Source organism: Lactobacillus sp. M0403, from assembly GCF_016101265.1.
Taxonomy (GTDB): Bacteria; Bacillota; Bacilli; order Lactobacillales; family Lactobacillaceae; genus Lactobacillus; species Lactobacillus apis.
In genome coordinates this window covers 146,098-167,494 of the sequence record NZ_JACFQV010000002.1, presented here as the reverse complement: position 1 = coordinate 167,494, position 21,397 = coordinate 146,098, and the positions used below count along the sequence as shown (strand labels likewise).

General features: G+C 36.2%; 14 protein-coding genes. All 14 read right to left on the bottom strand.

Features of this window, described 5'->3' with window-relative positions:
• Position 1 precedes the first annotated feature (1 nt).
• The gene (gene smc, locus H3T48_RS03340; protein WP_198188476.1) at positions 2-3,565 is read right to left on the bottom strand and encodes a chromosome segregation protein SMC; all 3,564 of its coding nucleotides are present in this window, start codon (positions 3,563-3,565) and stop codon (positions 2-4) included.
• Between the two features lie 12 nt (positions 3,566-3,577).
• On the bottom strand, positions 3,578-4,264 hold the full coding sequence (rnc, locus tag H3T48_RS03335) for a ribonuclease III (RefSeq protein ID WP_122035384.1): 687 nt from the start codon (positions 4,262-4,264) through the stop codon (positions 3,578-3,580).
• Positions 4,265-4,395: 131 nt separating this feature from the next.
• Positions 4,396-6,165 carry an oligopeptide ABC transporter substrate-binding protein gene (locus H3T48_RS03330; protein ID WP_122035386.1) on the bottom strand — a complete coding sequence of 590 codons (1,770 nt, stop codon included), beginning with the start codon at positions 6,163-6,165 and terminating at the stop codon, positions 4,396-4,398.
• A gap of 244 nt (positions 6,166-6,409) precedes the next feature.
• Positions 6,410-8,179: an oligopeptide ABC transporter substrate-binding protein gene (locus H3T48_RS03325; protein ID WP_198188469.1), complete on the bottom strand. Its 1,770-nt coding sequence runs from the start codon at positions 8,177-8,179 to the stop codon at positions 6,410-6,412.
• A gap of 179 nt (positions 8,180-8,358) precedes the next feature.
• Positions 8,359-10,119 (bottom strand): oligopeptide ABC transporter substrate-binding protein, encoded by a 1,761-nt coding sequence (locus H3T48_RS03320; RefSeq protein ID WP_198188466.1) that lies wholly within the window; start codon positions 10,117-10,119, stop codon positions 8,359-8,361.
• 174 nt (positions 10,120-10,293) lie between these two features.
• Positions 10,294-12,069, bottom strand: coding sequence for an oligopeptide ABC transporter substrate-binding protein (locus tag H3T48_RS03315; protein WP_198188465.1), 1,776 nt, complete (start codon positions 12,067-12,069; stop codon positions 10,294-10,296).
• A gap of 140 nt (positions 12,070-12,209) precedes the next feature.
• A complete protein-coding gene (locus H3T48_RS03310) occupies positions 12,210-13,982 on the bottom strand; it encodes an oligopeptide ABC transporter substrate-binding protein (protein WP_198188462.1) in 1,773 nt (590 codons plus the stop codon).
• A 192-nt stretch (positions 13,983-14,174) separates the two neighbouring features.
• The gene (locus H3T48_RS03305; protein WP_122035396.1) at positions 14,175-15,947 is read right to left on the bottom strand and encodes an oligopeptide ABC transporter substrate-binding protein; all 1,773 of its coding nucleotides are present in this window, start codon (positions 15,945-15,947) and stop codon (positions 14,175-14,177) included.
• A gap of 166 nt (positions 15,948-16,113) precedes the next feature.
• Positions 16,114-17,034 (bottom strand): ABC transporter permease, encoded by a 921-nt coding sequence (locus H3T48_RS03300; RefSeq protein ID WP_122035399.1) that lies wholly within the window; start codon positions 17,032-17,034, stop codon positions 16,114-16,116.
• A 12-nt stretch (positions 17,035-17,046) separates the two neighbouring features.
• Entirely contained in the window at positions 17,047-18,006 is a 960-nt protein-coding gene (opp4B, locus tag H3T48_RS03295) for an oligopeptide ABC transporter permease (protein WP_122035401.1), read from the bottom strand.
• A gap of 2 nt (positions 18,007-18,008) precedes the next feature.
• On the bottom strand, positions 18,009-18,986 hold the full coding sequence (locus H3T48_RS03290) for an ATP-binding cassette domain-containing protein (RefSeq protein WP_122035403.1): 978 nt from the start codon (positions 18,984-18,986) through the stop codon (positions 18,009-18,011).
• A 2-nt stretch (positions 18,987-18,988) separates the two neighbouring features.
• A complete protein-coding gene (locus H3T48_RS03285) occupies positions 18,989-20,002 on the bottom strand; it encodes an ABC transporter ATP-binding protein (protein ID WP_122035405.1) in 1,014 nt (337 codons plus the stop codon).
• A 121-nt stretch (positions 20,003-20,123) separates the two neighbouring features.
• Positions 20,124-20,366, bottom strand: coding sequence for an acyl carrier protein (acpP, locus tag H3T48_RS03280; protein WP_046307130.1), 243 nt, complete (start codon positions 20,364-20,366; stop codon positions 20,124-20,126).
• A 23-nt stretch (positions 20,367-20,389) separates the two neighbouring features.
• Positions 20,390-21,388 carry a phosphate acyltransferase PlsX gene (gene plsX, locus H3T48_RS03275; protein WP_198188460.1) on the bottom strand — a complete coding sequence of 333 codons (999 nt, stop codon included), beginning with the start codon at positions 21,386-21,388 and terminating at the stop codon, positions 20,390-20,392.
• Between the last annotated feature and the right edge of the window lie 9 nt (positions 21,389-21,397).

The window sequence follows — 21,397 nt, the reverse complement described above, 5'->3', positions numbered from 1 at the left end:
GTTAATTCACCTCATCTTTTAGTTCTTTTAATGAAACCGAAAGTACCTGGGAAACTCCCGATTCCTGCATCACTACTCCATATAACTGATCCGCGCGTTCCATCGTTCCGCGTCTATGCGTAATAACAATGAACTGAGTATGCATATCATATTCTTCCAAAAAGTTGGCAAACCTAGTTACGTTAGCATCATCAAGAGCGGCCTCAACCTCATCCAAAACGCAGAATGGAACAGGTTTGTATTTTAGCATCGCAAACAATAATGTAATCGCAGTTAAAGCACGTTCACCACCTGAAAGTAAACTTAAACGTTGTGACTTTTTACCAGGTGGCTCTGCCATGATTTCGATTCCAGTAGTTAACATATCGTCCGGATCAGTTAAAACAAGTTTAGCATTACCGCCACCAAAAACTACTGGAAACAGTTGACTAAAGCTCTCAGCAACTGCGGTAAATGTCGCTTCAAATCTTGAACTAACTTCTTGATCCAATTCGGCCATCGATTCGCGCAAATTGTCACGACCCTTGATTAAGTCATTTTGTTGATTGTTAAGGAAGTCGTACCGTTGCTTAACGTTCTCATACTCTTCAATTGACTTTAAATTAACTGGCCCAATATCTTCAAGTGACATTTTGTGTAATTTTACACTCTTTTGAAGTTGTTCACGGGTTTCTTGATTATTTGGACTTTGCGCCTGATTCAAAGCAGCTTCAAAACTCAAAGAATAATCTTTACTTAATTGGTCAAGTCGTTGATCAATTTGACTAGTTAGACGAGCAATCTTAACTGAGAAATCTTCTTGTTCACTTGCTGCATCTTTGCGCAAATCATAGTTTCTACTTGCCACTTGATCGAGCTGATTAATCTTAGCATCAAATTGTCCCAGCTTTGAACTAAGATTATTTAAACTAGTTTGTAATTCTTCTTTTTCAATAGAGCCTTGCTTAATTTCTTCATCCATTTGCTTTTTCTTAGCCTGGTCTAGCTCGCCACTATGACTGAGTGAAGATAATTTTTCGGATAAAGACTTGAGCTGAGCTTTATGCTGTTTCAAGCTTACGGCCTTGTCATTTTCTTGTCTAGTTAAGTTTTCCAACTTATTAGTATAAACAGCAATTTGCGGATCTAATTCAGAAAGCTGTGCCTGAACTTTTTGATTAAGCTCGGTAAAGTTTTTGATTCTATCTTGTATCTTGCTAATTACTTCTTTTTGTTGGTCAATTTTTTTGACAAAATCAGCTTTTTGTTTTTCAGCTGACGAAATCTTTTCTTTAATCTTTGCAATTTGCTCGTCACGTTCTTGTTGATGAGCTTCCAGCAAACGTTTGGCAGCCTTTAATCGATTAACTTCCTTCTCCTGATTTTGAAAAGAAAGAACGGCCTCACCTAAGTCTCTGCTATATTCTCGTTCCTTGTTTTGTAGCTGAGTAATTTCTTCAGTTAAAGAATCACTAGAATCGGATAATTCAGTAAACTGCACTTGATCCTTTGCCATTTGCTCTTTCAGTTGAGCAAGTGTTTTCTTTAATTGGTTAAGTTCAGAAACAGTCTGAAGCGGGGAATTATTTTTTTGATTTCTCGCTCCTCCTGTCATTGAACCACCAGGCGAAATAATATCACCATCGAGTGTAACAATGCGATACCGAGCAACTCGTTGCCTAATTTTCATTGCGTTATCGATTGTATCAACCACAATTGTGCTGCCTAACAAATAATTGATTGCAGCACTAATATCTTCTTCAGTGGAGCTTTTGACAAGCTGGCTTGCTATCCCTTGATAGCCGTCATAAGATTCAATAATCTTAACTGTTGAGGAAGGTATTTCATTTACTCTTAAACCATCGAGTGGTAGAAAAGTGGCACGACCACTATGATTCATTTTTAATCGATTAATCGCATCCCGCGCACTAGTGCGAGAAGTGGTCACAAGATCCTGAACTCCTCCACCTAAAGCAGTAGTCATTGCCGCTTCAAATTCAGCCGAAAAAGTTATTAGTTCTCCAATCGCACCAATAACTCCTGGAAAATCACTTAAATTATTAAGCACATTTTTCACACCATAATAATAGCCTTCATGCCTGTTTCTAATGTTTTTAAGTGCTTCATACCTAGCATTAACCTGACTATAGCGCTGGTTATTATCACTGACTACTTGACGCAAATTAGCTAAAGTTGCTTGTTGACTAGCTTGTTTGTCAGTCAATTGCTTTACATCGGCTCTAGCCTTTTGGTGTTTTTCTTTTAATTTTTTTCCTTGCTCACGTAGCCGTTCAAGCTCACTATCCGCTTTTTCAAGTTGATTAACTACATCATCATTCTGGTAATCACTATCATCGCTAGTGCGCTTAAGTTCTGAATTTAAATAGACAATTTCATTATTATTAGAAGTTTGATCTTGCAAAAGTTGAATATAATCAGCTCTTAGATCGTCTAATTTCTTATTTAATTGCTCTGGATTTTCATCCAATTGCTCGGTTAGCTTAGTTCTTTTATCTTTCAGCTGAGCTTGTTCTTCAGCCAGTTCCTTTTTTTGCTGAAGTAGCGCCGCAGATTCTTCTTGTAAGTCAGCAATCTGCTTTTTTAGATCTGCCAGCTCCTTCTGATACTCTTTCTTTGTTGCTTCACTATACTGTTTGCTTTGCTCAGCAACCTGCAATTCAGTATTCAAATCAGAAAGTTTCTTTGTCAAAGCAAGTAGTTTTTCCTGAATTTGTTCGCGTTCATCATTTGCTGCTTTGTACTCTGAACGCTTAGCAGCAACCGCTGCTTGAGATTCCTTCACTTCACTATCAAGCTTTGATAAAAGAACTTGGTTTTGATCAGCTTTTTCTTGAACTTCCTTTTTTTGTTCATCTAAGTCTTCAATTTCAAACGCTAATAAAGTCTTTAAATCTTTGTCTAAACTATCTTTTTGAAACTGATATTCCTTAGCAAGTGAACTTTGCTCGTGAAGCGGTTCAATTCTTTGTTCCAGTTCCTTGACCAAGTCATTAATTCTAATTAGATTTTCGGTAGTTTGGTCTAATTGAGCACTGGCTTCTTCTTTTTGCTTTTTAAAATGTAGTATTCCAGCAGCTTCCTCAAATAGACTTCGTCTTTCTTCCGGTCTGGAATTTAGAATCTGATCTACTCGCCCCTGCGAAATAATTGCAAGACTATCTTGAGAAATTCCTGAGTCCAAAAATAAAGCACGGACATCTTTTTGCCTAACACTACGCTTATTGATTAAGTACTCATTATCGCCGGAACGCAATATTCTTCTAGTAACGATTACATGATCATCATCAAAGTTAAGTTCACGTTTTTTGTTATCAAAAATCATTGAGACTTCAGCATGATTAGCGGGCTTACGGAATTCACTACCTGCAAAGATGACGTCTTTCATATTTGACCCACGTAGCGACTTGGCGCTTGATTCACCCATTACCCAACGTATTGCTTCAGTAATGTTACTTTTTCCACTACCGTTTGGGCCAACTATTCCGGTAATACCAGTGTCAAATTCAATTTTAGTTTTTTCAGCAAATGATTTAAAACCATCAATGATAAGTTCTGTTAATGGCAAACACTTATCCTCCTAATTGAGTTCGTTTAAGGCAACCTTAGCTGCTTCTTGTTCAGCTGCCTTCTTATTATGCCCATTTCCTTGAGAAACCACTTTCCCATTTACAACTAACTGAACAGTAAAACTAGAAGGTGTCTGAACTTCTTTTATTACTTGATATTCAATTTTAACCGGTCCGTCCTGTTGTAAAAATTCTTGTAAGTCCGTTTTGTAATCCCGCGATGCATCAAAATTACCAGCATCAATTTCTGGGAAAACCGTTAATCTTAGAAAGTGCTCAACCGTATTCATGCCTTGATCAAGAAAAAGTGCACCGTTAAATGCTTCAAAAACATCTTCCAAGAGCGTTTTTCTGGCTCTTGCTCCTGCTTTTTCCTCACCATGACCTAAATTAATTTCAGCTGGAAAGCCAAATTCTTGTGCAAACCTAGCAAAGCCCTCGGTATCCACAATATTTGACCGCATCCGTGTTAGTTCCCCTTCATTAAGTTGAGGGAAATTACGATACAAATAATCTGAAATGGCTAATTCAAGAACTGCATCACCTAAAAATTCTAGTTTTTCATAGTCACGAACGCCATCATTCGGATGCTCGTTGGCATACGATGAATGGGTAAAAGCTTCCTCTAATAATTTTGGGTTATTAAAGGTAATCTTGTATTTGGTTTTTAATTGATTAATAAATTTTGTACTGACCATCTTTTCAACCCCTTTTTCTTTATAGATTATACCAGTTTTTACCTTTAAAAATGAAAAAGAAAACTATTACATCAAATTCATGTAATAGTTTTCTTTATTATTGGTCTATTTGCATTAAATTAAGATTGCTTTTATTTAGTAAAAGCTACTTGATACCATAGTGGGTGTCCATTGTTCATCTTAGATGGCTTATACGAATAACCAGTCAGTTTGCTGTTAACAGCGTCGATTTGATATACGTTGTATGTTGGAACAACATATGCTTCATCATTCATATATTTTTGCCATTCATGGAATTTTTGAACACGATATTTATGATCAAAGGCTTTTTGTGAGTCCATTTCCTTCAACAGTTTAGTGTTTTCTGGAGTTACAAAACGTGAATAGTTCTGCATGGTTCCTTCACTATAGAGCTGTTCCTGTGAAGGTTCAGATGAAAGTGTCCATCCACCTAGAAAGACGTCAACCTTAGGATCATCATGTTGAACCTTGTCATAGAAGGAGTTAAACTCGGCTAAACGGCCACCAACCAACTTAACATTCAAGCCAACCTTTTTCCACTGCAGGATATAGTTCTGAATAATTGGCTCATCGATTGGTGTCTTAGCCTTAGCTAACAAGTTAATTGTTAATGGCTTGCCATCAGGAGTTGTACGCCATTTACCCTTCTTCTTATATCCAGCTTTATCTAAAATTTGATTAGCCTTCTTGAGATTAAAGGTATAGCCCTTGTTACTCTTGTCGAAGTAATCGCCATATTGCGCAGGAATCAAGGTTGGGACCTGGAAACTCAAGCCATCAGTATAGTGCTTATAGACAGAATCTGTATTCAATGCATATGCCATTGCTTGACGAAGTGACTTATCACCCATCTTAGCTTTAGGATTCATTACGTTCTTAGACTTTGCGTCATCCCACTTACCAACCTTAAATGCCATGTAGAAGTAGGCTAATGGAATTTGGGCAACAAAGTTTACGTCCTTAGTGTCTTTTACTTCTTTCCATTGGCTGTTCACAACTCGAGCAATATCAAATTTATGACTCTTAATTGACTGAGAAGCTGAATTTGTAGCAATTACTTGGTATTCAATCTTGTCTAATTTTGGTTTACCACGCCAATAGTACTTGTTAGGTACCCAAGTTACAGCTTGACCACGAACAATTTTTTGAGCTTCGTACGGTCCAAAATATAACGGCTTCTTTCTGAGCTGATCAGACGATTCTAGCTTAGAGAAAGGAACATCTTTAAGGTAATGATATGGTGCAGCATTCTCACAGAAATATCCGTTACCAGAATAATACATCCCAGGTTTTAATTCACTGCAGTGTAATACAACTACTCGACCTTCTTCACCATCTGGCATTTCAATGCCGGAAATTGTCTTGGCTTTACCTTCATGATATTCTTCCATACCATTTATGATATTAAATTGGGAGGAATAACGCTGCGATTTAGTTGCCTTATTAGCAATAATCTCATAAGCAAATTCAACGTCCTTAGCAGTTACTTGTTTACCATCCGACCACTTAACGCCCTTTTTTATTGTAATCGTAACAGTTTTCGCTTTACGATTGAGCCTTAATGTTGCTGGACCTTTATCATTAATTTTATATTCGTCGTCGGTATCAAAGAGAGATTCTTGACCAGGACTTGATACATCAGCACTAGGCTGATCATTTTGCAACTCTTCGTTAAAAACTCCAGTAAATGGTGTATCAGATTCTAATGCTATTTTAATCGTTCCACCTTGTTTAGCAGTCTTATTTGGAGACTCAATTGGGAACTTTCTATCCGTCTTAGCGCCCTCATTACCTCCATTACCGCTCTTACCACAAGCAACTAGTGCTAAAGCAGCTGTTGACACAATACCTAGGGAACTGATAAATTTACCTTTTTTCATAAAGCGTGTTCCTCCTTAATTCGTAAAATTTTAATTGAGTATTAGAAACAAGTTAATAATAAAATAATACCATCAAAAATTATAAAATCAATATAAAAATTAATATTTATTTCATTTATTTTTATTATTTTAGCAATTATTTATAATAGAAAGAATTTTGGCAATAATTTATCACAAAAAAGAGTGAAGAAACCTAGATTTCTTCACTCTTTTCATGTATTAAGCTTAAAGCTTATTTGATTTTTTACTTAGCAAAACCAACGTTGTACCATAATTGGTGACCATTGTTTAACTTAGAAGGCTTCAATGAGTAGTTAACTAACTTGCTGTTAACAGCATCAATTTGATACTCATTGTACATTGGAATGACGTAGGCTTCATCATTCATATACTTTTGCCATTCATGGAACTTGTCAACACGATACTTGTGATCAAAGGCTTTTTGTGAATCCATTTCCTTAATCAACTTAGTGTTTTCAGGAGTTACAAAACGTGAGTAGTTCGACATTGTACCTTCACTGAACATTTGCTCTTGTGATGGTTCAGTTGATAATGTCCAACCAGCCATAAAGACATCTACCTTAGGATCATCATGTTGAACCTTATCGTAGAATGAGTTGAATTCAGTTAAACGACCACCAAGCAATTTAACGTTCAAGCCAATCTTATTCCATTGTTGGATAAAGTTTTGAACAATTGGTTCGTTGATTGCTTGACCAGACATTGCCATGAAGTTAATTGTTAAAGGCTTACCTTCTGGAGTTGTACGCCACTTACCCTTCTTCTTGTATCCAGCTTTATCCAAAATTTGGTTAGCTTTCTTAAGGTTATATGTATAACCCTTATTGCTCTTATCGAAATAGTCACCAAATGGTGCTGGAATTAAAGTTGGGATTTGGAAACTAAGACCATCTGTATAGTGCTTGTATACAGCATCTGTGTTCATTGCATAAGCCATAGCTTGACGAAGTGACTTGTCATGCATCTTAGAATTTGGATTCATGACATTCTTAGACTTCTTAGCATCCCACTTACCAACTTTAAAGGCAAGATAACGATAACCTAAAGGAATTTGTGCTACAAAGTTTACATCCTTAGTATCTTTAACTTGCTTCCATTGACTGTTGATAACACGAGTAACATCGAACTTCCCACTCTTGATTGATTGTGAAGCAGAGTTAGGTGAAACAACTTGATAAATAATTTTATCTAGCTTAGGAGTGCCACGCCAGTAGTACTTGTTTGGTACCCATGTTACAGATTGACCACGAACAATCTTCTGAACCTTGTAAGGACCAAAGTACAAAGGTTTCTTTCTAACTTCATCTGAACTTTCAAGTTTAGAGAATGGAATGTCCTTTAAGTAGTGATATGGTGCAGCCATTTCCCAAATATAGCCGTTACCACTGTAATACATACCTGGCTTTAATTCCTTGCAGTGCAATACAACTACTCGGCCATCTTCACCATCAGGCATCTCGATACCAGAAATGGTCTTTGCTTTACCTTCATGGTATTCTTCCATGCCGTTGATAATGTTGAATTGTGATGCATAACGTTGTGACTTAGTAGCCTTATTCGCAATAATTTCGTAAGCATATTCAACATCTTTTGCGGTTACTTGTTTACCGTCTGACCACTTTACGCCTTTTTTAATTGTGATTGTAGCTGTTTTAGCTTTACGATCAAGTTTTAAAGTAGCTGGACCTTTATCATTAATCTTGTAATGATCATCGGTATCAAAAAGTGATTCTTGACCTGGACTTGCAACATCAGCATCTTGCTGACTCATTTGCAATTCTTCATTGAAAATACCTGTAAAAGGTGTATTTGTCTCTTCAGCAACCTTGATAGTGCCACCCTTTTTTACAGCTGCACTCTTAGTTTCTACTGGAAACTTACTTGCTGTTTTGGCGCTTTCATTGTTTGAACTTTCACTTTTACCACATGCAACTAGTGTTAGGGCTGCAGCAGTCACAACTCCTAACGAACTTAAAAACTTACTCTTTTTCATAAGCGAGATTCTCCTTCTTAAATAAATAAGAATTTAACTGAGCTCTCGAAACAAGTTAATAATTTTATCTTAGCATTAAAAATGATAATTGCAATAATATGATTAATCAAAAGTTAAGTTTTTTATATTATTCTTCTTCAAAAGCAACAAAAAACTCGAGCTTTACTCGAGTTTTTTGCTTATTTAGCGTATGCAACTTCATACCAAATTGAATTAGAATGTGAAGGTTTTAATGTGTACCCTGTCAGCTTCTTATTAACAGCAGTAATTTCATACGAATTGTTAACTGGAACTACATAAGCTTCTTTATTCATATATTCTTGCCACTCATGGAATTTTTCAACTCTGTATTTGTGGTCAAATGATTTTTGTGAATCTATTTCATTCAAAAGCTTAGTGTTTTCAGGAGTTACAAAACGACTGAAGTTAAATGGTGCACCTTCATTGTAAATATCAGCAGGTGAAGGTTCGCTTGACAAACTCCAAGAACCCATAAACATATCAACACCAGGATCGTCATTTTGGACCTTATCATAGAAGGAGTTAATTTCTATTAAACGTCCATTATACAAGCTAACATTTAAACCAATTTTTTGCCATTGTTGAATATAGTTTTGGATGATTGGTTCTTGGACAGCTGATCCTGCCATACCTAAGAATTTAATCTTTAAAGGCTTACCATTTGGTTGAACACGCCATTTACCCTTCTTCTTATAGCCAGCCTTGTCCAAAATTTCATTTGCCTTTTTAAGGTTGTAGTTATAACCTTTAGCATCTTTGTCAAAGTAATCGCCAAATGGCGCTGGAATCAAAGTTGGAATATGGAAGTTTAAGTCACTATTGTACTTCTTGTTAACTTGATCTATGTTCATGGCATATGCCATAGCCTGACGAAGAGACCTGTTACTCATTTTGCTCTTTGGATTCATGACGTTCTTACTTGTCTTAGCGTCAAATTTACCAACTTTGAAAGCCAAATAACTATATGACAATGGAATCTTTGCAATAAAATTAACACCTTTAGCATCTTTGGCTTGCTTCCATTGAGAGTTAATTACCTTAGCAACATCAAACTTATGGCTCTTAATTGCTTGAGTTGTGGAATTAGTTGAAACGACTTGGCAAACAATCTTATCCAATTTTGGTTTACCACGCCAATAGTACTTATTAGGAACCCAAGTTGCTGACTGTCCACGAACTAGTTTGTCCAACTTATAAGGGCCAAAGTACAAAGGCTTTTTTCTGATTTTATCTGATGACATAAGTTTACTGAAAGGAACATCTTTTAAATAGTGATATGGTTCAGCACTTTCTGAAAAATAGCCATTACCACTGTTATACATACCTGGTTTTAACTCTGTATAGTGCAAAACCATTGTAAGTCCATTTTCACCATCAGGTAATTCAATTCCAGAAATAGTTTTTGCCTTACCTTCATGATATTCCTTTAAGCCTTTAATGTTTTGTAACGAAGCGGTATAGCGTTGAGACTTAGTCGCCTTGTTAGCTAAAATCTCATATGAAAATTCCATGTCTTTGGCAGTTACTTGCTTACCATCGGACCATTTAACACCCTTTTTGAGCGTAATGGTTACTGTGTTATTTTTACGATTAATTTTTAAAGTGGCGGGACCTTTATCATTAATCTTGTAATCATCATCAACATCAAATAATGACTCATTACCTGGTTCTGCAACATCAGAATCAGTTTTTGTAGTTGATAATTCACTGGCAAAAATGCCAGTAAATGGCGAATCACTTTCAATAGCTAATTTTACTGTACCACCCTGCTTGACAGCTTTCTTAGGTACATCAGTTGGAAACTTGCTAGCTTTCTTTACTTCATTAGCATTATTATCGTTGCTTTTACCACAAGCAGCGAGGGTCAAAGCAGCTAAGCTGGCAATTCCGACAGACCCTAAAATTTTTGACTTTTTCATTTATACCTACTCCTTTTTTAAATTTGAGTATTTTCTTGGAAACAAGTTAATAATAAAATACTATCATACTTAATTAAAATATCAATATATTTTTTAATAAATACATAATTTGATTATTAATATATACTAAAACATGTTTAATTATGCTAAATTGTTTTTCATAATTTAAAAAGCTCAAGCAGAGCCTGAGCTTTTATTTGCTATAAACCAAAGAGCATTTGAATCAGATGGCTTTACTGAATATCCCGTTAGCTTATCATTGACAGCTGTTATTGTGTATTCATTAGTAGTAGGAATTACATAAGCCTGGTCAAACATATATTTTTGCCACTTATGAAATTGTTCAACACGATATTTGTGGTTAAATGCTTTTTGCGAATCAATTGCATTGAGTAATTTTGTGTTTTCTGGAGTGACAAAACGAGCAAAGTTGAAAGGTGCCCCTTCACTATAAAGGTATGCTGGTGATGGTTCACTTGAAATGCTGGTTAGACTCCATCCCCCTGTAAACATATCAATTCCAGGTGCATCATGCTGGACCTTATCAGCATATGAGTTAAATTCAATTAGCCTTCCGTTATACAAGTTAATGTTAAGACCAATTTTATGCCATTGCTGTAAATAATTTTGGTAAATTGGTTCTTGAGTGTCATTACCTTGCTGCACTAAAAAAGTTATTTTAAGCGGCTTGCCATTAGGTTGGACACGCCATTTTCCTTTCTTTTTGTATCCAGCTTTATCCAAAATTTGATTAGCCTTTTTTAAGTTGTAAGAAAAGCCTTTAACATCTTTGTCAAAATAATCGCCATACTGCGCTAAAATCAGCGTCGGAATTTGAAATGTTAAGCCACTATTATATTTCTTATTAACGTCTTCAATATTCATTGCGTAAGCAATTGCTTGCCGTAAAGCCTTATTATTCATTTTGCTCTTAGGATCCATCACATTTTTACCTGTTTTGGCATCCCATTTTCCAACCCTAAAGCCGATATAACGGTAGGATAAAGGAATATTAGCAATAAAAGTGGTTCCTTTAGCGTCTTTTACCTGTTTCCATTGGTCATTAATTACGTTAGCAACATCAAACTTATGACTTTTAATTGATTGTGAAGCTGAATTAGTCGAAACAACCTGGCAAACAACCTTATCGAGTTTTGGCTTTCCACGCCAGTAATACTTGTTAGGAATCCAAGTAACAGACTGTCCGCGAACCAATTTTTCCAATTTATATGGGCCAAAAAACATTGGCTTCTTTCTAATTTTGTCAGATGATTCAAACTTACTAAATGGGACATCTTTTAAATAATGATATGGTTCGGCTCCTTCAGTAAAATAACCGTTACCACTGTTATACATGCCTGGCTTCAACTCTGTATAGTGAATAGTTAGAGTTCGTCCATTTTCACCATCTGGCATTTCTAAACCTGAGATAGTCTTCGCCTTGCCTTCGTGATATGCTTTCATCCCTTTAATATACTCAAGTTGACTTGTATATCTTTGCGACTTAGTTGCTTTATTGGCCAAAATTTCGTACGGAAATTCCAAATCTTTGGCAGTTACCTGCTTACCATCAGACCATTTAACTCCCTTTTTAATGATGATCGTAACCGTCTTTTTTTCTTTATCAATTTTCAACACTGCAGTGCCTTTATTGTTAATACGATAATCATCATCAATATCAAACAATTTTTCGTTTCCTGGAGAAGCTAGATCTATATCAGTTTTTGAAAACGCCAATTCACTAGCAAAAATTCCAGTAAATGGTGAATTAGTTTCAATTGCATACTTAACTGTGCCACCTTGTTTAGCCTCTTTTTTGGGCATTTCCGAAGGAAATTTACTAGCCTTTTTTGAATCATCAGTATTTTCAGCTTTATTACCACAAGCTGACAAAACAAGCGTAGCAGCACTGAGCAGGGCAATTGAGCTTAAAGTTTTGATTTTCTTCATTTATCTTACCTACACTTTTTCCTTATTAATCTGCCAATTTGTAAAAAAACAATAGTTCAGTAGATTATGAATTTAATAAATAGTTCATGCTGTTAAATATAACAAAAAAACTCTCCCTAAGAGAGCTTTAGATAAATTTTTTATTTCACATAGCCAACTTTGTACCATAAAGGATGTCCATTACTATTTTCAGTTGGTTTAAGCGAGTAACCAGTAATCTTATCATCAATAGCAAAAATCTTGTACGAGTTAAACATTGGAACAACATATGCTTCATCATTCATGTACTGTTGCCATTCATGGAATTTTTGAACACGATACTTACGGTCAAAAGCTTTTTGTGAATCAATCTCATCAATTAATTTATTGTTTTCTGGGGTAACAAACCTAGTATAGTTCGCTGGTCCACCTTCACTGTATAATCCATTTGGTGAAGGCTCACTCGACAAGCCCCAACCAGCCATAAACATATCTACAGCAGAATCATCATGTTGTACTTTATCATAAAATGAATTGAATTCAGTTAATCTTCCTCCAACAAGCTGTACATTTAAACCGACTTTATGCCATTGTTGTAGGTAGTTTTGAACGATTGGCTCTTGTGTTACGGCCCCCGACATTGCTAAAAGGTTAATCTTTAAAGGTTTACCATTCGGTTGAGCTCTCCACTTACCCTTCTTCTTATAGCCAGCCTTATCTAAGAGTTCATTAGCTTTCTTCAAATCATAGTGGTAGCCTTTTGCATCTTTATTATAATAATCACCAAATTGTTTGGGTATCAACGTTGGCACTTGGAAGCTCAAACCATTTGTATAGTGCTTGGTAACTTGAGCAATATTCATTGAATAAGCAATAGCCTGACGCAAAGACTTATTATTCATTTTACTATTAGGGTTCATAACGTTTCTGCCTTTTTTGGCATCCCACTTGCCGACTTTGAAGCCTAAATAGTTATATGCTAACGGTATTTGTGCAATAAACTTAACGCCTTTAGTGTCCTTTACTTGCTTCCATTGTGCGTTAACAACTTGGGCAACTTCAAACTTATGCGCCTTAATTGCTTGTGAAGCAGAATTAGGTGAAACTACCTGATAAACAATTTTAGATAACTTTGGTTTGCCACGCCAGTAATACTCATTAGGCACCCATGTAACTGATTGTCCGCGGACTAATTTAGCCAATTTAAATGGTCCAAAGTAAAGTGGCTTTTTTCTAACCTCATCTGAAGATTCAAGTTTGTCAAAAGGAACATTTTTCAAATAATGATACGGCGCTGCGCCTTCCCAATAATAATCATTCCCACTATACGCCATTCCGGGCTTGATGGAATCGAAGTGTAAAACCATTGTTCTACCGTTTTCACCATCTGGTAATTCGATTCCGGAGATTGTTTTAGCTTTTCCTTCATGATATTCTTTCAGACCTTTAAGAGCCTCTAATTTGGTTGAATATCGTTGAGCTTTAGTTTTTGCATTACCTAAAATCTCATACGAATATTCCATGTCCTTAGCAGTTACTTGCTTACCATCTGACCACTTAACACCTTTTTTGATTGTAATGGTGATAGTCTTTTTGTCTTTGTCCAATTTCATTGTAGCAGGACCATCATCAGTTATCTTGTAGTAGTCATCAGTTGCAAATAATGATTCTTCACCTGGAGAAGCAACTTGAGCATCAAAACTAGTGACAGACAGTTCATCTAAAAAAATCCCTGTGAACGGAGTATCTGTTTCCAATGCCACCCGTACAGTGCCGCCTTGTTTAGCTTCTTTTTTGGGCATTGCACTAGGAAAACGACTTGCTGTTTTTGCATTATTAGTGTTGTCCGCATTATTGTTTTTGCCACATGCTACCAAAGTCAACGCAGCAAGGCCCAACATTCCTGCCGATCCAGCTAGTTTTGCTCTTTTCATAAAAGTACTCCTTCAAATTCAGAATTAAAATTAGTTTTGTTAATATTATATGAATTAATTAAACATGTCAATCACTTTTATTAATATTATTTTAATTTTTATCGAAAAAGGTAGCCTTAAATTAAGTTTTAAAATAAAGCAGCAAATAAAAACACCCCAAGATAATATCTTGAGGTGTTGCCATAAACTTAGTTATTTAGTAAAGCCAACTTTATACCATAATTGGTGTCCATTTGAATTTTCAGATGGATTTGTTGAGTAGCCAGTTATCTTCTTATTAACAGCTATTACTTTGTATGAGTTATCTAGAGGAATTACGTAAGCCTCGTCATTCATGTAATCTTGCCATTCATGGAACTTATCTACACGGTAGCTATGATTGAATGATTTTTGCGAATCAATTTCTTTCAATAGTTTATTGTTCTTTGGCGTAACAAATCTAGTGTAGTTCATTGGAGAAGTTTCACCATAAAGCGCTGCTGGCGATGGCTCACTTGCTAAACTCCAGCCAGCCATGAACACATCAACTTGAGGGTTGTCGTTTTGAATCTTATCATAGAATGAATTAAATTCACTCAAACGGCCACCGACAAGCTTTACATTCAGGCCAACTTTTTGCCATTGTTGAATATAGTTTTGAACGGTTGGCTCTTGAACAGAACTACCGGTCATTGCCAAGAAGTTAATGGTTAATGGCTTACCGTTAGGTTGAACACGCCATTTACCTTTCTTCTTATAGCCAGCCTTATCAAGTAGCTGATTTGCCTTTTTCAAGTTATAATCATATCCTTTGGCACTTTTATCGTAGTAATCACCAAATTGAGCAGGGATTAGAGTTGGGATGCGGAAACTTAAACCAGAAGTATAATGTTGATCAACAGATGAAACATTCATTGCATAGCCCATAGCTTGACGCAATGCCTTGTTATTCATCTTTGCTTTAGGATTAGTAACGTTCTTGCCTTGCTTATCGTCCCATTTACCTACTTTAAAGCCTAAGTAGTGGTAACTAAGAGGAATTTGCGCAACAAAGTTAACATTTTTAGTATCCTTAACTTCATTCCATTGTGAATTAACTACTTCTGTAACATCAAATTTATTACTTTTAATACTTTGCGAAATTGAGTTATCGGAAACTACTTGTGAAACGATTTTTGCTAGTTTTGGTTCACCACGCCAATAGTACTTATTAGGAACCCAAGTAACTGATTGTCCACGGACAATTTTTTGAACTTTAAACGGACCAAAGAACATCGGCTTCTTTCTGATTTGATCAGATGATTGTAATTTATCAAAAGGAATATCCTTCAAATAGTGGTATGGCGCTGCTGATTCCCAGAAGTAACCATTACCACTGTAAAGCATCCCTGGTTTCATTTCTTTGAAGTGCAAAACAATAGTTCTACCTGACTCACCGTCTGGCATTTCAATTCCTGAAATTGTTTTGGCTTTTCCATCATGGTACTCTTTCATACCAACAATTTCTTCAAATTGACTGCTATATCTTTGTGCCTTTGTTTTCTTGTTTGCTAAGATTTCATATGGGTATTCGAGGTCCTTAGCATTTACTTGCTTACCATCAGACCACTTCACACCCTTTTTCACTGTAATTGTAATTGTTTTAGCTTTTCGGTCTAGTTTAAAAGTTGCTGGACCTTTATTAGTGATCTTGTAACTGTCGTCAGTATCAAATAATGATTCCTCACCAGGTTCAGCTACTGAACTATCAATTGCAGTAGTCGATAATTCATCTGAAAAAATACCAGTAAATGGTGTATCTGTTTTAATAGCGTACTTTAGAGTACCACCTTGCTTAGCCTCTTTTTCTGGCACTGCTTGAGGAAATTTACTTGCCGTCTTAGCATTTTCATCATTAGCAGTATTATTACTTTTACCACAGGCTACCAGTGTCAAAGCCGCAGCAGACACTAAACCTATGGAACGAAGAATTTTTGACTTATTCATAATTATTTAAAAACTCCTATCTAATCAATGAATAATAAATTCCCGTATGTTCTTGGAATAAGCTAATGTACTAATTTTAACATATTTACCGCTACTTTTAAATGTGACCACTTTTTACTTTTTTCGCTGCAACAAAAAAGACTTGCTCTCACAAGCCTTTTTATTTTTAGTTTTCACGTTGTCTTGCATCACCTGCACGTTGCAATGCTCGACCGACATAGTTAACACTAAGCGAAATAGCTAACAACATAACCGTTGCTGGAAGCCACAACCAAGGACGACTAACAACGTTAACTGGGTCATTGGCAAAACCAATTAATGTACCAAGTGAAGGCACTGTAGGCGGTAATCCGTAACCAATGAACGAAAGAGTTGTTTCAACACCAATGTTACTTGCAATTGCAATAACAACGTCGATGATAATCATTGAGGTAATGTTAGGTAACACTTCACGGAACATAATCTTAAAGTCAGACGAACCAGAAGTCTTTGAAGCTAACACATAATCACGTCCACGCTGGGAAAGAACAAAGGCTCTAAAGTACCTAGCCGTTCCAGTCCAACCAAACATTGAAATTATCCAAACCAAACTCAGTGGGCTGTAGTGAGGAATAACTGTTACCAAAACAATTTCGATTGGCATTACAGGTAAAACTTGGATAAAATCAACTATTCTCATGATAATTGCATCAATGTAACCGCCGTAATAACCTGAAACTAGTCCGACAACCAAACCGACAATTTCACAGATAGCAGTAACACCCATACCAATAAGAATTGAGTTACGTCCACCCATAATCAATAGTTTTACAATATCACGACCACCATCGTCAGTACCCAATAAGTGGCCATTGGTTCCCCAACCATAGTAGGCATCAATAATATTGGTTTCTGTAACCTTTTCGGCGTTCAAGAAAAGCGAACCACCAAAGGTGAATAATAAAATTGCAATTATGATAATAAAAGCAGTTAAAGCAACTTTGTCTTTAAAAATCTCTCGCGCAATCACTTTTAAGCTTGAAGCAGGAGAAGAAATTTTTTTCTTTTTAACTTCTTCAGTTGAAGTGTTTTCTTTCTTTTCAGACATTTCTTTTCCTCCTTACTTAATTCTGATTCGTGGGTCAACAATACTCATAATAATATCTGATAATAAATTACCGAGTAAAGTAAGAATACCGAAGATTAAAATCAATGCTGTTAAGGTTGTGTAATCACGTTGGCCAATTGAGTCAAGGAACAGTTTACCCATTCCTGGATAACTGAAGACTGACTCGACAATCATTGAACCACTCAATAATCCGGTAATTGTTGTACCAAATGATGAGGCAATTGGTAAAAGTGAGTTACGTAAAATGTGCTTACGGAAAACAACATTTTCTGGAACACCCTTACTGTGGGCTGTACGAACGTAATCTTCAACCTTATTATCAACGATACCAGTTCTTAAATACTGAACAATTGAAGTAGTTGTAATTAAGGCAACCAAGCAAGCAGGTAAAATGATGTGATAGATTTGACTACCTAAAGTACCCCAGAAACCAGAAGCGCTAGGCGAAACGGAACCTGAGATTGGGAACCAACCTAAAGTAAAACCAAATAGCCAAATTCCTAAGATATAGAAGACAAATGGTGGTACTGCAAAAGTCACATAGTTAAAAATTTGAACTGCTTGATCTTGCCATTCGTCTTGGTGACGACCAGCGGTAACACCCAAAGGAATAGAAATACCATAGCTGATGATAGTAGTTAAAAGTGATAGCCAGAAAGTGTTTACAGCACGGTCAGCAATTAATGAAGTTACTGGAACATGCTGGATATAACTAGTTCCTAAATCACCTTTAAATAAGTTAGCAACCCAGCGTCCATATTGAACTGGAATTGGATCGTACAAACCAGCGGCACGTTTCAAAGCCTCAAGTTGCTTTGGATCAGTATTAGGATTAATCTGTCCACTAAATGGGTCACCAGGCATCATTTTAGCTAAGAAGAAGATCAAAATACTCAAGATAATCAACTGAGGAATCATGACTAATATTCGTCTTAAGACTGTTTTCCACATTATTAATTTCTCCCTTCTTCTTTAAACTCTTCACGTTTAAGTTCTTCTTTTGGCAAAGCAACCCAGTGCTTGCCCGAAACTTGTTGCAGTGGGAAGACACGACCTTCTTGATCGTACCATTTACTTTGGTCATTCTGGAATTCTTGTTCGACTTCTTCACGGTGCTTTTTATTTTCTGCACGATGTTCAACGTCAACAACAGGAATTGCTGAAAGCAGACGCTTAGTGTAGATATGCATTGGGTGGTTATAAATGTCCTCACGACTACCAATTTCTACTAAACGACCACGGTGCATAATAGCCAAGTTTTCCGACATGTGCTTAACAACACCCAAGTCATGAGAGATAAACAAATATGCAATGTTATATTGCTGTTGGATATGCTTCATAAAGTTCAAAACCTGCGCCTGAACCGACAAATCCAAAGCACTTGTTGGCTCATCGGCAACAATCAACCTTGGATTTGTTGCAACCGCACGTGCAACACCAATTCTTTGTCTCTGACCACCAGAAAATTCATGTGGGTACTTATAAATTGAGTCACTTGGCATACCAACGATGTCCAATAATTCTTGTACACGATCACGTTCTTGATCAGTAGTTAAATTCTCAAAATTACGAATTGGTTCAGCAATAATGTCTTCGATTCGCTTTCTAGGATTCAAACTAGACATTGAATCTTGAAAGATCATTTGGACATCTTTGTTATAGTTTAACTTACGACGATTCTTAGACTTTGTAATATCAACATCATGATAAATAATTTCGCCGCTTGTTACTGGTTCAACACCAACAATTGCTTTTCCAGTTGTTGACTTACCGGAACCTGACTCACCAATTAAGCCATATGTTTCACCTTCGTTAATAGTGATGCTGACACCATCAACCGCACGAACATAATCAGTAATACGATTCCAAAAACCAGATCTAATTGGATAGTGTACCTTTAAATCTTTTACTTGAATAATTTCTTTTGCCATAATTACTCCCCACTTGCTTCAGAATCATCAAAGTGGAACGTCTTCCAGCATGTACATCTTACCCAGTGACCTGGCTCAACTTCATGCATGACTGGTTCCTTTTCATGGGCACTCGCAGGAATCCACGGAATTCTATCCGCAAAACGATCCCCTTCACGCGGCATGTTTATCAATGATGGAACGGTTCCATGAATAACGTGTAAATCTTCATCTGTATCATCAGATTGAGGCATTGAGTTCAATAATGAACGTGTATATGGGTGTAACGGATTGTTGAAAATTGTCTTAACGTCTGCTTTTTCAACTACTTGACCGGCATACATAACAGCAACCTCATCAGCTGTTTCTGCCACAACGCCCAAGTCGTGCGTAATCAAAATAATACCTGAATGAGATTGCTTTTGAATATCTTCAAGTAAATCAAGAATTTGTGCTTGAATAGTTACATCCAAGGCTGTAGTCGGCTCGTCTGCAATAATAACTTCTGGTTTGCAGGCAATTGCCATGGCAATCACGATACGTTGACGCAAGCCACCTGAAAGTTCGAAGGGATACATTGAGTATGTTTCTTCTGGCTTTGGCATACCAACTTGATTGAACAATTCGATCACGCGTTCATGACGTTCTTTTTCATTCATATCTGTGTGGTAGTACAGAGTTTCTGCAACTTGATCGCCTACACGCATAAGTGGGTTTAAACTGGCTAGTGGATCCTGAAAGATCATACCAATCTTATTTCCACGAATCTTATCAAATAGAGATTCATTTAAACCGACCAGGTTTAATTCATTGTATAGAATATCTCCAGTTACTTTTGTATTTTTATGGTCATATAAACCAATAATACTTGCGGCTATTGTACTCTTACCACAGCCAGATTCACCAACGACTGATAAAATTTCATCTCGCTTCAGAGTAATGTTAACATCGTCTGCTGCATCGTAAAACTTTCCGTTTAGACGATAAGCAGTATGAAGATGCTGGATATCTAGCAAGAGATCACTTTGTTTTTCCAAAGGCCATTTCCCCTCTCAATTTTTCAACAAGTTTATTAAAGATACTTAATAAATTTATTTAATTTCTAATTATATACATCAAAATGGCTATATGCAAATATCAACCTGAAATTTATTGAAATTAATTTTGATGTGAAGCAATGTAACTAACTGCATCGCCAACTGTTTTTATCTTTTCAGCATCTTCATCAGAAATTTCTGCACCAAATTCATCTTCCAATTGTAAAATGAACTCTACTAAATCAATTGAGTCAGCATCTAAATCAGTTGTAAAATTCGTTTCTTTTGTAATCTTGTCTTTAGAGACTTCAAAATTATCGGCTAAAATGTCCTTTATTTTAGTAAAAATTTCTTCTTCAGTCATTATCAATTCTCCTTTATTACTTTTTATTTATCGGTAGCAAATTCAGCCCTAAATTGATCAATAATATTTTCTTTTAATATTTTATCGACCTGTTTAATTGTAAAATAGACTGCTCGCTGATCTGAACGCCCATGAGTCTTTACCACAGGAGCATCCAAGCCTAACAAAACTGCTCCACCGTACTTATCAACGTCAAATTTTGAAACTAAACCTTTCAAGGCATTTTTTATTAATAAAGCACCAATTTTAACCAAAAAACCACTATTTAGCAAATTGTCTTTTAATAAATGAATTAGAACTGAAGACGTTCCCTCAATATTCTTTAAGACGGCATTGCCTGTAAAACCATCTGTTGCCACAACATCGGCTTTACCCTCTAAAAGCTCATTTCCTTCAATATTACCAATGAAGTTTAACTCACTATCAAGCAATAATTGATAGGCTTCTTGATGAACATCGTCACCCTTATCACTTTCAGACCCATTGTTAAGAAGGGCAACGCGTGGATTTCTAATACCGCGGACTTTTTCAGCATAATATGATGCCATTTTAGCCCAATTAAGGATGTACTCAGGTTTGGTCTTGGCATTTGCACCAACATCAATCATGTTAAAACCATCGTCTGAATTTTTAACAGGTAAAGTTGGCATAAATCCTGGACGAGCAATCCCCTTAATCCGACCAATAATAAAAATACCACTAGCCAGAATTGAACCAGAATTTCCTAATGATAAAAGTGCGTCTGCTTTTCCCTGCTTAACATACTGCGCTGCGACAACCAAAGAAGAATCTTTCTTTGTCCTGATTGCTTTAACAGGTTCATCCTCATCATTAATAACTTCTGTTGTACCAACTATCTCTATTTGGTCAGTATCGGAACCGACCAATTTTTTAATTTTTGCTTGGTCACCAAATAAAATAAATTTGGTTTCTTTTAATTCTGTTTTTGCCTGCAAAACGGCTTGGACAATGGCTTCTGGCGCATTTTCGCCACCCATTGCATCAATTGCAATTGTTCTCATTTATTTCCA

Bases quoted from the DNA above. Each gene is read 5' to 3' on its own strand.
- H3T48_RS03300 (WP_122035399.1), bottom strand. From the start codon at position 17,034: ATGTCTGAAAAGAAAGAAAACACTTCAACTGAAGAAGTTAAAAAGAAA.
- H3T48_RS03315 (WP_198188465.1), bottom strand. From the start codon at position 12,069: ATGAAGAAAATCAAAACTTTAAGCTCAATTGCCCTGCTCAGTGCTGCT.
- acpP (WP_046307130.1), bottom strand. From the start codon at position 20,366: ATGACTGAAGAAGAAATTTTTACTAAAATAAAGGACATTTTAGCCGAT.
- H3T48_RS03290 (WP_122035403.1), bottom strand. From the start codon at position 18,986: ATGGCAAAAGAAATTATTCAAGTAAAAGATTTAAAGGTACACTATCCA.
- H3T48_RS03305 (WP_122035396.1), bottom strand. From the start codon at position 15,947: ATGAATAAGTCAAAAATTCTTCGTTCCATAGGTTTAGTGTCTGCTGCG.
- H3T48_RS03310 (WP_198188462.1), bottom strand. From the start codon at position 13,982: ATGAAAAGAGCAAAACTAGCTGGATCGGCAGGAATGTTGGGCCTTGCT.
- opp4B (WP_122035401.1), bottom strand. From the start codon at position 18,006: ATGTGGAAAACAGTCTTAAGACGAATATTAGTCATGATTCCTCAGTTG.
- H3T48_RS03330 (WP_122035386.1), bottom strand. From the start codon at position 6,165: ATGAAAAAAGGTAAATTTATCAGTTCCCTAGGTATTGTGTCAACAGCT.
- rnc (WP_122035384.1), bottom strand. From the start codon at position 4,264: ATGGTCAGTACAAAATTTATTAATCAATTAAAAACCAAATACAAGATT.
- H3T48_RS03320 (WP_198188466.1), bottom strand. From the start codon at position 10,119: ATGAAAAAGTCAAAAATTTTAGGGTCTGTCGGAATTGCCAGCTTAGCT.
- H3T48_RS03325 (WP_198188469.1), bottom strand. From the start codon at position 8,179: ATGAAAAAGAGTAAGTTTTTAAGTTCGTTAGGAGTTGTGACTGCTGCA.
- plsX (WP_198188460.1), bottom strand. From the start codon at position 21,388: ATGAGAACAATTGCAATTGATGCAATGGGTGGCGAAAATGCGCCAGAA.